This is a genomic window from Herbidospora solisilvae (genome assembly GCF_009901565.1).
Taxonomy (GTDB): Bacteria; Actinomycetota; Actinomycetes; order Streptosporangiales; family Streptosporangiaceae; genus Herbidospora; species Herbidospora solisilvae.
Window position 1 is genome coordinate 1,303,007 of record NZ_WXEW01000001.1, and the last position, 12,254, is coordinate 1,315,260.

The 12,254-nt window shown below is 74.2% G+C and carries 8 protein-coding genes; all 8 read right to left on the bottom strand.

Translation table 11 applies throughout. The features are described from left to right. Positions 1-15: 15 nt before the first annotated feature. Genes GT755_RS05550 through GT755_RS05585 form a run of 8 tightly spaced genes read right to left on the bottom strand, consistent with a single transcriptional unit; the run spans position 16 to position 12,180 of the window. Positions 16-1,176, bottom strand: coding sequence for a hypothetical protein (locus GT755_RS05550; RefSeq protein WP_161478565.1), 1,161 nt, complete (start codon positions 1,174-1,176; stop codon positions 16-18). After that, positions 1,176-5,798 (bottom strand): hypothetical protein, encoded by a 4,623-nt coding sequence (locus tag GT755_RS05555; RefSeq protein ID WP_161478566.1) that lies wholly within the window; start codon positions 5,796-5,798, stop codon positions 1,176-1,178. Before GT755_RS05555 ends, GT755_RS05550 begins: the two co-directional genes overlap by 1 nt. Beyond that, positions 5,795-7,558, bottom strand: coding sequence for a CHAT domain-containing protein (locus GT755_RS05560; protein ID WP_161478567.1), 1,764 nt, complete (start codon positions 7,556-7,558; stop codon positions 5,795-5,797). Before GT755_RS05560 ends, GT755_RS05555 begins: the two co-directional genes overlap by 4 nt. Then, the gene (locus GT755_RS05565) at positions 7,555-7,953 is read right to left on the bottom strand and encodes a hypothetical protein (protein ID WP_161478568.1); all 399 of its coding nucleotides are present in this window, start codon (positions 7,951-7,953) and stop codon (positions 7,555-7,557) included. The genes GT755_RS05560 and GT755_RS05565 overlap by 4 nt, the downstream gene beginning before the upstream one ends. Positions 7,954-7,986: 33 nt before the next feature. Beyond that, positions 7,987-9,159, bottom strand: coding sequence for a class I SAM-dependent methyltransferase (locus GT755_RS05570; protein WP_161478569.1), 1,173 nt, complete (start codon positions 9,157-9,159; stop codon positions 7,987-7,989). Beyond that, a complete protein-coding gene (locus tag GT755_RS05575; protein ID WP_161478570.1) occupies positions 9,156-10,352 on the bottom strand; it encodes an SAM-dependent methyltransferase in 1,197 nt (398 codons plus the stop codon). The genes GT755_RS05570 and GT755_RS05575 overlap by 4 nt, the downstream gene beginning before the upstream one ends. After that, positions 10,349-10,966, bottom strand: a complete 618-nt coding sequence (locus GT755_RS05580) for a DUF1365 domain-containing protein (protein WP_161478571.1) — start codon at positions 10,964-10,966, stop codon at positions 10,349-10,351. Before GT755_RS05580 ends, GT755_RS05575 begins: the two co-directional genes overlap by 4 nt. After that, entirely contained in the window at positions 10,963-12,180 is a 1,218-nt protein-coding gene (locus tag GT755_RS05585) for an NAD(P)/FAD-dependent oxidoreductase (protein WP_328794178.1), read from the bottom strand. The genes GT755_RS05580 and GT755_RS05585 overlap by 4 nt, the downstream gene beginning before the upstream one ends. Between the last annotated feature and the right edge of the window lie 74 nt (positions 12,181-12,254).

Genomic DNA, 12,254 nt, shown 5'->3' on the forward strand with positions numbered 1-12,254 from the left:
GCGGGCCTGTTCCGGCTAGAGGAGCAGGCCGAGGATGGCCTCGCCCGCTTCGCGGCCGCGTTCGGCCGCCGTCTTCGAGGGGGTGGCCGCGCGGACTCCGGCCGTGATCCTGCGGTGGGCGGCCTCGACGACGCGGTCGGTCGTGCCGGCCCTCTGGTAGGTCTCGGGGTCGTGGGCGAAGGCGAGGGCCGCCGAGGCGAGGAGGGTGCGCACGTTCGAGCGGGGGTCGGGGGCCATGCGGAGCAGGAGGGCCCTCGCCTGGCGGTCGGCCAGGTCGCGGTCGAAGGTGAGGATCTCGTCGAGGCGGTGGCCGCCCAGCTCGGGGTAGGGGCCCGCGACCAGGGCCGTCGCCACTGCGGCGGCCTGGGAGGAGGACGTGCCGTCGAGGACCGCTCTGACCACGTCGAGGCGGGTCTCCGGAGGAGGGTAGGCGCCCGTGCCCGTGCCGCCCGCGCCGGTGTCGAGGAAGTCCGCCAGGGCGCTCAGGTAGCCGGGGCCGGTGGCGAGGGTGGCGTACACGTCGGCGAAGACCTCGCCGAGCCAGCGCCGCCAGTCGGGGCCCGATCCGGCGGTCAGCGCCTCCAGGGTCGAGGTCAGGGCGAGGTCGGTCTCGACCAGGTGGCCCACCTCGTGGGCGATGACCAGGGCGTCGGGGAGGTGGCGCAGGTGGAACCAGGGCACGCCGACCAGCGGGACGGGGAGGCGCTCCACGACCCGGCGCAGGGTGCCCGGCGGTCGCGCGGTCAGTTCGGCGGCGTAGTCGGCGCCCCGGGCGATGGAGAAGGGTTCGGCCGACCGGTCGAGGAAGACGAGCGGGGGTTCCTTCAGCCGGGGGGCGTACGTGCGGACCGGCTCGTAGCATTCCCAGGCGAGTTCGTCGGCGACCGTCAGATAGTCGGCGAAGACGTCGGCCAGGCGGACGGCGAACTTGGCGCGGAAGTAGTCAAGGACGTCGTGGGTGCGGATCAGCAGGTGCTCCGTCGCCGTCCAGGGGTCGTCCGAGTCGGCCCTGGTGGTCAGGTGGTCGACGGCGACCTGGAGGGCCGTGGTCACGGCGGTGATCTGGCTGTGGTGTTTCTCCAGGCGGGCGCCCCGCACGGCCATCGACCGCCAGGCGGCGAGCTCGGCCTCCAAGCCGGCGATCTTGGCGTGCAGCTCGATCCTGCGACGGGTCATCAGCGGCCGAACCGGGGCATGTCGGCCGGGCGCACGTTGGAGAACAGCGCCGTGGCCGTGAAGGCGTAGATGTCGTACTCCGAGGCGGTCTCGTGGCTCTGGAGCCGCCGCCACAGCTGGGGAACCGTCGAGCCCTCCGCGACGCAGGAGGCGACGTCGGTCACGGCGACCGATCGCGTGAGCCCGGGCGCGGGGCCGACGGCCAGCACGGTGACGGGGAAACGCGCCCGCACGAGTTCCTGGGCGAACCGGTTGCGCAGCAGGAGCTGCCGGTGGAACTCGGCGCGGTTGGCGGGGGCGAGGATGTCGAGCACGACCAGGGGCGGCGCCTCACGGCGCCGGAACAGCCGCCGGAGCAGGGTCTCCGGTTCGGCCGGCGCGTCGTCGCCGAGGAACGAGAGGGCCGGCGCGTCCAGGGAGACGTCCATGACCCCGGCGACGTGCAGGACGGCGAACTGCTGATCCTCCGGCCCGGTGACGCCGACATCCCGGCTCCGGTAGGCCTCCCCCACTCTGAGCGAACCCGGCACGCCGAAGCCGCGGGCGGCCAAAGCCGGATCGGGCTGGAGGATCTCGACCAGGCGGGGCCGCGGGGACGGCGGGCCTTCCGGCGCGACCAGATCGCCGGGCGTGCGGTACACGCACCGGATGCGGGGGTGCAGCCCCATCGGCAGGCCGTCGAAGCCGAGCAACTCCCAGGGTGACTCACCGGGGCCCCGGACACCCGTGAGCCGCACGTCGACGGGCTGCGAGGTCTCCGCCAGCCGAACCTCCAACCGGGGCAGCACCTGGCTGCCCAGGACGCTTCGAGCCCTCGGCGCCACCCAGGTCTCGGTGTCTCCGGGCGCGGAATCGTCCAGCACGAGAACGATCTCGTCCTCGGGGCCGGGCTCGGCGGAGCCGGTTCGCCGGCCCAGCTGCCGCCACACGTCCTCCGCGAGCCGCCGGAAGTGCTCGTCGGGCTCTCCCCGGGCGGCGGCCAGCTCGGCGCGGGCCTGCCAGAGCAGCCCGTGCCAGTACATCGGCCGCTCGCCCATCAACCGCCCGGCCTGATCCAGCCGCGACGCCGCCCTCTCGGGGTCGAGGGACATCCGGCGGCGCGCGAGTTCGACCAGGAACGTGCCCCTCAGATCGGAGCCGCCCGAGATCTCCCCCGGCTCGGGTTCCCCCACGGTCGCCGGTCCGAGCCGGTCACGGGCTCTGATCCAGTCGAGCCATACGACGTCGTCGTGCCGCGCCAGCCACGACACCGCCTCGTCGAGGAGCACCGTGGCCTCCTCGGCGCGCCCGGCGAGGCGGGCGACCTCGACCGCGATGAGGTCGAGGCCGGCCCGGTCACCCGGCGCCCACCCGGACCGCTCCGCCAGCCACGGGTCGAGCACCGATTCCGACAGGTCCACCGGGAGCGCACATGCGCGCAGCTCGCTCAGCGCCGTGAGGCGCACCTCGAGGACCGGGATCTCCTCGACGGCCAGGACCAGCGCGCGCTGGTCGGGCAGGCCGGTGCGAAGCCGCCACACCGCCGCCTTCACCCGGGCCACCGGATCGGACGAGCCCAACGCCATGCGCCGCGCCGTGGCCGCCGCGCCCTCCCGCCGTCCCCGGGCGAGCAGCAGGTCCACCCAGAGCGGATCGGGGTCGAGGACGCCGTCGAGGTGGTCGCCGAGCGCCTGCTCGGCCGCTCCCGCGTCGCCGCCCACGTGGAGGTGGATCCTGGCGATCTCCCGGTCCAGCGCGGCTCTCTCCGAGGGAAGGGTGGCGGCGCGCCGGGCGTCGGCCAGAGCGGTCAGGGCGCCCTCGTACTCCACGAGGTCGCCCATGGCCCGGGACCTCACCAACGTCGGCGCGACGCCGACCTCGCCGGTCAGCGACTCCAGGGCGGCCGTCGGGCGGCGCAGGGCGAGCAGGGCCTCGGCGGTGGCGAGCCGCGCGTCGACGGCGCCGGTGCGGCCCCCGCCGTCCAGGGCCGACAGCGCGCTTTCTGGCCGCCCCCGCCGCAGCAGGAACCGGGCGAGTTCCGGCAGGTCGCCCGACTCCCTCAGGTAGTGGGCGACCGCCGCCGTGGGAGCGCCCAGCTTCTCGCTCGACAGGCCGAGCCGCCGGGCCGCGACCATCACCGTCGGCAGGTCGCGCCGCCGCCTGGCGCTCTCGTACACCTGCTCGACCGTCTCGGCGTCCCGGGAGCCGGCCCGCACCAGCTCCGCTTCGGCCGCCACGTCCTCGTCCCACTCCTCGGCGGCGGGAGTGGCGGCGTCCAGGACCGCTTGGGCCTCTTCGTCGCGGTCGCGGGCCTGGAGGACCGCCGCCGTCAGCGCCTGGTGCATGGCCGAGGGTTCCCCCAGCCGCCCCGCCGCCGCGAGCGCGCGCTCCGCCCGGTTCCAGTGGGCCCCCGACGCCCCCGGCTCGCGGTCGCGCCGGGCCGCCTCGATCGCGGCGCGGGCCTGCTCCACATGGGCCGCGTAACGCACCTCGTCATCGGTGGCGTAGATCAGCAGGTCGTCGGCCAGCTCCCCGGCCAGGTCGGCACGCCCCGACCGCCACGCCTCCTCGACCAACCCCCGCCACGTCCGGAGCGCGGCCTTCCCCCGCGCCTGGAAGGCGTGGTAGGCCGCCTCCGCGGGTCGTCCCCGCGCCAGGTAGTGGGCCTGCGCCGCCTCGTGGAGCACGGTGAGGACCGGCTGGGCGCGCAGCAGGTCGCGCACCGGATCGCGCAGGTTCTCGTGGAGGACCAGGCGTCCGTCGCCCGTCGCCTGCACCCACGAGGTCGCCCCCGCGTAGCCGACCAGCTCGTCCCACAGGGCGGACACCTCGGGAGGCGGCGGCCCGGGAAGGAAGATCTTGGTTCGCCGGTCGGGACGCTCGTCGGCGGCCGGGTCGTCGAGCAGTCTCTCGTCGCGCAGCCCCGCCTCCAGGTGGGGCCACAGCACCTCGGCGACGAACTCGGCGTCGAGCTGCCGGGGCACCACCGCGTAACGCAGCAACCAGCGCAGCCGGTCGTCGGGGATGCGTTCCAGGATGCGTTCGAGGCAGTAGAGCAACGCGGGCTCGCGGGCCTCGTCGACCTCCCGGGCCGACAGAGCGGGGTTGGCCTCGGCCAGGTCTCCGTACATGGCGAGTGCGAACGGCAGGCCGTCCGCCCGCCGGACCATGGCCTCGACCAGGTCGGGCCGGGTGATGCCGCGGCGTCCGGTCAGGTAGGCGGTGGCCAGGTCGTCGCTGAAGGGCGGCACCTCCAGGCCGACCGCCCCGGGGAAGGCGTCGGCGAATCCGGGAAGGCGGTCGCGCAGGTCGTACCGGCCGGAGAGAACGAGCCGCCCGGACAACCGCGCGAGCGTCTCGACGAACGGACGCGGGTCGGCGGCCGGCCTGAGCACGAGCTCTTCGAGGGTGTCGAAGACGATCACGTGGTCGGGCAGGCGGGTGGCGAAGAAGCGGCTGGTGACGTCGTCGCCGTGGGCGCCGGCGGCGGCCTCGGAGAGCAGCGCGGTGTCGGGCACGGCGGTCCGGCTGAGCACCCGGCGGTATCTGCCGTGGTCGCGCAGCAGGTCGGCGAACGGTTCGCCGCGCACCTGCGGGGACAGCTGGGCGGCGATCTCCAGCAGCACCAGCCAGGGGTGGCGGACCGCGTTCACCGGGTCGACGTCGTCGAGGTCGACGCGGGCGCACGGCACGTGGGGCCACTGGGCGAGGCAGTGGCGGGCGATGAACCAGCGCAGCAGCATCGTCTTGCCCATGCCTCCGGCGGCATGGAGGTGGATGACGCGGGCGTCACCGGTCAGCGGTGCTTCGAGGTCGGGACGCCGCAGGTAGCGGCCGGTCTGGCGGTATTCGGTGGCCCAAGTGGTGCGGGCGGTGAGCCGGGCCTGGTAGGCGGAGCGGCTGTCGGCCACGTGGGAGCTGATGCCGATCAGGTCGTCGGCGGCGAGCACGTCGAGGAGGTCCTGGCAGGCGACCAGGTCGAAGCGGGCGTCGGCGCGCTCGAAGAGGGTCCAGAAGAAGGCGATGGCCTGGTCGGGGTCGGCGAGCACGAGCAGCCGCAGCCGTTCGAGATCGTCGCCGATCCTGTCGCCGATCGTCTTGGCCGTGCGGCGCAGCGCGTGCGGCACGCTGTAGAGGCCCGTCCACGCCTCGTCGATCCACCACCGCGCCCACGCCGTCTCCCGCAGCGCGGGGTTCAGCCGGTAACGGCCGGAGACCATGGTCAGCCACCCGCCGGCCACCATCTCGGCCAGATCCGGGCCGTCGCCGCGCAGCACCGCGTCGTAGACGCCGGCCTCGAACCGGGTGGGCAACGCGCAGCGCATCAGCACACCGCGCACGTCGAGCGGGAGCGCGCCGAAGAGCAGGGTCGCCATGTCGCCCTGGCGGGCGGCGATGGTGTTCTGCTGGGCGTGCAGCTTGACGGCCACGCCGGGAGTGCGCAGCGGCAACGACCGGGCCGTCTGGAGCACCGCGCGGGCGGCGTCGCCGTCACCGCGCGCGGCCACCGCCTCGGCGAGCCGGTCGGCGAACTCCCGGGCGAACCCGGGCGGGAGCCGGTCACCGCCGTCGGCCGCGACGAAGGCCGCGAAGTCGCCACCCGCCCACAGGTCCAGCGCCCGGCCGACGACGTCCCCGCTCATGGCCGGCCCGTCTCGATCATGCGGTGGAACGTGTGGAGCTGGGACGGCATGAACACCGGCGCGTGCTCGCGCGCCCAGTCGGAGGCGTCCTTCCAGCCGCCCTTGAACGGCCGGTTGGCGCGGGCGCCGAACTCGCGGAAGATCTCCTCGGTGCGGTCGCGGTGCCACGGCTCGACCCGCAGCCGGTGGGCGCGGGCGGCGAACCCGCCCAGCACTCGGTCGTCGTCGGCCGCCACGATCACCGACACCCCGGCCGGCCGCTCGTCGAGCACCGGCAGCAGCAGGCCGGGCACGAGCGTGTCGGTCAGTTCCGGTACGAGCGCCAGATGGTCGAGCACGATCGTCACCGGCCCGGCCTCGGCCAGCAGTGCCCGCAGCCCCTCGAACAGCGCCTCGCGCAGGTGCGGCTCCGCCTCGTTCGCGGCCTCCCAGGGCCCGAGGTCGTCGGGGTCGAACGGCCCGGCGGGCGGGCGCGAACCCCTCCTGAGGTGCACGAGCTGGTGGGCGAACCGCGCCGCGCCGGGCAGCGGCGGCAGGGCGGCGGCCAGGGCCCGAACCACGTCGAGCCACGGCACGTTCCTTCCGTCGCGCAGACCGGCGGCGTCGACGTACACGGCGGCGCAGCCCCGCAACCGCCACGTGAACACGCACGACCGCACCAGCGACGACTTGCCCACCCCCGGCCCGCCGTCGACGAGCATCGCCCGATGGGGTGGCGCGTCGGAGTCGGGCCCGCCCCACAACGTCCAGCGCTCGGTCGTCCGGTCGACCGCCATGGCCACGCCGGAATAGAGTTCGCCCAGGTGGCGGGCGGTGGCGTCGTCGACCCCGAACCTCCAGGGCAACACCTGCTCGACCGGGTGCCACACCACCAGCGAGGGTGCCTCCCACTCGGGCAGGCCCTCGCGGAACATGACCGACCGGGCCGCCCGCACCGCCTCACCGACGCCCGCGCCGGAGGCCAGCGTGTCGTAGAAGTGCTCGGCGAACACCACCGCGGGGCCGGAGGTGACGTCTCCGCGCATCGTGATCACCGCGCCCGCGCCGAAGGCCGCCGCGAGTTCCGAGGGATCCTCGGCCCCGCAGGCGTTGAGCACCACCAGCCGGGGCGGCTCCTTGACCGAGTTGAGGATGCGGTCGGCGGTCACGCCCTCGGCCCCCGCGGGGCCGTTGAACGCCAGCATCGGCAGGCCCTCCAGCGGGTGGACCCCGCTGTGCCCGACGAAGTGCAGGACGTGGGGCCGCACCTCGTCCATCCGGTCGAAGAACTGCCGGGGGGTCGGCTGGTCGAGCACCTCGACGTGCCAGGCGCCGTGGCGGCCCCGCAGCGACCGCCTGATCGCGTCGGCCTCCTCGCGGGCCAGCAGCGCCGGGTCGTCGGTGTCGCCCAGCACGACGAGCAGCCGGATCGGCACCAGCACCTCGCCCCGGGCGCAGGGACGCGGCGCGCCGCGCGCCCAGCACGCGCCTTCGGCCAGAAAGGGTCGCCTCCCGTCGGGACCGATCACCAGTTCCCAGGGCAGCGACCGCAACTCCTCGTCCCGTACGTCCAGGTAGACGGCCCCGGCCAGCGAGGGATCGTGCACGAGGTCGTGGAGGGCCCGGCCCAGCGAGCGCCGGCCCCGCGGGGACGGGTCACCGGTGAGCGCGGACAACCCGGCGGGGTCGGCGTGCCGCAGCAGCCGTTCTCCGGAGTCGTCGAGGAGCACGACCGGACAACCGGACGCGCTCCTCGGACCGACGCGTACAACGCTCGTCACGCGTTGGGGAACAACCTTCGCGCCAGCGCCGCCAGGTCCGACTCGGCCGCCGTCGCCGGCTCGCGGCTGCCCCGCCGCGCGCTCTGCTCCTCCGACGCCAGCACCGCCGACGCGAGCGCCCGCCCGTTGGCCGCGTCGGTCTCGGCGACGGCCGCCCGCTCCTGCGCCTGGGCGACCTCCTGCACGGCGGCCGACGACCGCCCGACGGCGGTCCCGAAGAGCACCCCGGCGGCCGCGAACACCAGCGCCTCCAGCCCCTGCAGCAGGAACACGAGCCGGTCCCACTGCGGGTCGTCGCGCAGCAGCACGAGGGCCACGAGCGCGGCGACGAACAGGACGATGAGGCCCACACCCAACCAGATCTGCAACCTGCTGGGCCCTTGGTTCTCCGGCATATCACCTCGACGCGTCACCCCCGGGTCAGGTTGTCACGACGGGCGGCCCAAAGTGATCTGGTGGACCGACATGCGCCCCGACTCGAAGGCCAGCCCGCCCCCCACCAGATAGAGCCGCCACACCCGGGCGACCTCCTCCCCCACCAGGGCCACCGCCTCGTCGTAGCGGGACTCGAAGGTGTCGTACCAGGCCCGGACGGTCTTCGCGTAGTCCTCCCGCATGCCCTCCACGTGGAGCACCTCGAAGCCGGCGTCCTCGAACATGGCGACGGTCCGGCCGACGGGGCGCATGTGCATGTCGGGCGCGATGTAGCGCTCGATGAACGGGCCGCCGCCGGGCGCGTCGGCGCCGCGTGACATCTGCTGGACGACCACACGCCCGCCGGGACGCACCAGGCCGAACAGGGCCGAGGCGTAGACGGGGTAGTTCTCCTCGCCGACGTGTTCGCCCATCTCGATGGAGGAGATCGCGTCGTAGGGGCCGTCGGAGACGTCGCGGTAGTCCTGCAGCCGCACCTCGCCGCCGCGGGCCCGGACGAACGCCTGCTGCTCGGCCGCGATCGTGACGCCGACCGACTCGGCGCCGTACCCGGCGGCGTGCAGCACCATCGAGCCCCAGCCGCAGCCGACGTCGAGGTGGCGCGTCCCCGGTCCGAGGCCGAGTTTGGCGCACACGAGGTCGAGCTTGCGGCGCTGGGCCGAGGCGAGGTCGTCTCCGGGCGCCCACTTGGCGCACGAGTAGGCCATCGAGGGGTCGAGGATCAGCGAGTAGAAGTCGTTGGACAGGTCGTAGTGGTGGGCGATGGCGTCGCGGTCGCGGCCGCGGGTGTGCAGGCGGCCGCGCAGCCGCGCCTCACTGGCGGGGATCGGCGGGCGCGGGCCGGCGACGCCGAGCCCGAGGAGGGCACGCGCCCCGCGCGCCAGCTCGGGCAACCCCGGGCCGCCCGTCCCGGCGGCCCACACCCGCCGGAAGCCGTCGGCCAGGTCGCCCTCGACGTCGAGGTGGCCGGTGACGTAGGCCCGCGCGAGCCCGAGCTCGCCGGGCGCCCACAGCAGGTGCCGCAGCGCCAGCGGCGATCTGAGCACCACGACGGGCGCGTCGGCGGGACCGGCGAACCCGCCGTCCCACGTGCGCAGCCCCACGGGCAGCTCACCTCCGAACAGCCCCGCGACCGTGTCGGCCAACCGGGTGGCGACGAGCGTCACGACCCACTCCTTTCCAGAACGAGCTGCCGCACGTTCAGATAACCCGACCGGAAACCGGCCTCCGAGTAGGCCAGGTAGAAGATCCACATTCGGTGGAAGAGCTCGTCGAAGCCGAGCCGGGAGACCTCCGCCCGCCGCGAGCAGTAGCGCTCCCGCCAGAGCCGCAGCGTCTCGGCGTAGTCGCCGCCCATCTCGTGGTGGCCGGCGACACGCAGCGGCCCGAGGTTCTGCTCGATGGCCGTGACGCTGGGCAGCAGCCCGCCCGGGAAGATGTACTTCTGGATCCACGTGTACGTGTGCCGCGAGGCCATCATGCGGTCGTGCGGCATCGTGATCGCCTGGAGGCCCACCCGCCCGCCGGGGGCCAGCAGCCGGTCGAGGGTGGCGAAGAAGACCGGCCAGTAGCGCTCGCCCACCGCCTCGATCATCTCCACGCTGAGCACCGCGTCGTACGACCCGGCCGCCTGCCGGTAGTCGCACAGCTCGACCGAGACCCGGTCGGACAGTCCGGCGGCGGCCACCCGTTCGAGGGCGAACGCCCGCTGCTCGGCCGACAGGGTGATCGTCCGGACCACGGCCCCGCGCATGGCGGCCCGGATCGCCAGCGCGCCCCAGCCGGTCCCGATCTCCATCACCGCGGACCCCGGGCCGACCCGGGTCTCGTCGAGCAGCCGGTCGATCTTGGCGTGCTGGGCCTCCTCCAGATTCTCCCAGGTGGCCTCGCCGCGGAACAGCGCGGCGGAGTAGGTCATGGACGGGTCGAGGAACTGCGCGAACAGGTCGTTCGACAGGTCGTAGTGGCGCTGGACGTTCCGCCGGGCGTTCTCCACCGTCCCCTCCTCCGAGCGGGGGTGCCGCCGCGCCCACACGCCGCGCAGCCGCTGCAGCGGGGCCGGGATCAGCGTCGCCAGCTGCGTCGCCATCACGGTCAGCACGCCGGCCAGGTCGTCGGCCTCCCAGTCGCCCGCCATGTAGGCCTCGCCGAAGCCGATCAGCCCGTCGGCGCCCACCCGGGAGAAGAAGTCCTCCGCGCGCACCACCCGCATGAGCGGGCCGGAGGGGTCGCCGAGCAGCTCACCGTCGGGCATCCGGACCCGCAGCGGCAACCGCGCCACCGCGTCGCGGAACAGCTGCCGGACCACCCGCACCCGCAGGGGCGACCGCGGGGGTGTGAGGGCGAGGACGTGCGTCATTTCGGTTCTCTCTTTCGGGGGACGACGGGCAGCCCGCGCAGGTAGAGGGCGATGCCCTGACGCCGGATCCGCGCCCCCGTCAGCAGGGGCGCCAGCCGCAGCCGGTTGCGCAGCGTCGGCGCCACCCGCCGGCCGCGCACCGTCGCCACGAACGGCCGCCCCTCGGGACGATGCAGCGTCACCGCGAGGTCGAGCCGCTCGCCGGGGCGCGGCAGCCGGAGCGTGTAGTGGCCGTCGACGGGGTGGAAGGGCGAGACGTAGAACTCCTTGCCCGTCTCGGCGCGGCCGTGGGCGTCGGGGCGCAGCAGGTAGCGGTGGCGTCCGCCGTAGGTGTTGCGGACCTCGGCGACCACGACGCCGGTGTCGCACCAGTAGACGGTCAGGGGGTTGAAGACGTGGCCGAGCGTGCGCCGCCCGGCGAGCATGACGACCCCGCCGGCCCGCTCGCCGTGTCCGGCGAGGAAGGCGTCGAGCTCGGCGCGGGCGCCGGTGTCGAAGCCGCGCGGCGGGTCGTCGGGGTCCACCAGCCACAACCAGCCGTCGTAGGCGAAGGCGTGGCGCAGCGGCGAGGAGCGCACGTGGGTGATCGTGCAGCGGTACAGGGCGGGTGTCACCAGCGTGCTCCCAGGTTCTCGGCGGCCCTCAGCCCGGACCGGCAGCCGTCCTCGTGGAAACCCCACCCGTGGTAGGCCCCCGCGAACGCCACCCGGCCGTCCGACAGCCCCGGCAGCAGCTTCTGCAGGGCCACCGTCTCGGGGGTGTAGACGGGGTGTTCGTAGTCCATCCGGGCGATGACGTGTTCGGCGGGCACGTCGTCGCCGAGGGTGACCAGATAGCGCGTTCCGCCCGGCAGCCGCTGGAGGCGGGTCATGTCGTAGGACACGCGTACCGAGGAGGGTTGCGCGGCGCAGCCGGACATGCGGTAGTTCCACGACGCCCGCGCGCCCGCGGCGCGGGGCAGCGCGCTCGGGTCGGTGTGCAGCACCGCCGGGTTGCGGGAGTAGGTGAGGCCGCCCAGGACACGCCGCTCCAGGCCCGTGGGGGCCGCCAGGAGGGCGAGGGCCTGCCCGGGGTGGGTGGCGACCACCGCGGCGTCGAAGGCGGCGGTCTCGTCGCCGTCGTCGCGGATCACGACCGCGTCGGCGTGCCGCCTCAGTTCCCGTACGGGGGTCGCGGTGCGCACCGCCGTGAGCCCCTTGGCGACCTTCTCGACGTAGGTGCGGCTGCCGCCCGTGACCGTCCGCCACACCGGGCTGCCCGAGACGCTCAGCATCCCGTGGTTGGCCAGGAACGTGAACAGGTAGCGGGCCGGATAACGCAGCGCGGTCGCGGGCGGGCACGACCACACGGCGGCCACCAGAGGGGTCAGGAAGTGCCGGACGAAATAGGCCGGGTAGCGCCGGGTGACCTCGCCGAGGGTGCGGTCGTCGTCGGTCTCCAGGAGCGCGCGGGCCATCCGGTGGAACCGGGGCACGTCGGCCAGCATGCGCAGGTAGGCCGCCGAGGGCCGCCGGGCCAGGAGTCCGGTGACGCCCTTGCCGCCGGCGTATTCGAGGCCGCAGCCGTCGCAGCGTACCGACATGCTCATGTCGGACTCCTGGGTGGCCACCCCCAGCTCCCGGAACAACCGCGTCAGATGGGGATAGGTGCGGTCGTTGTGGACGATGAACCCGCTGTCGACCGCCAGCCCCGCCACGTCGTGGGTGTGGGCGTGCCCTCCGAGCCGGTCGTCGGCCTCGTAGAGGGTCACGTCGTGTGTGGCACGCAGCACGTGCGCGGCGGTGAGCCCCGCCACGCCGCCGCCGATGACCGCTACCTTCCGGCGCACCTGACCTCCCTTTATGAGGTTCTTCGAAACTAAGGTCCCTTCGGTTTGGGGTGAACGGGAGTTTTTCCAGGGAC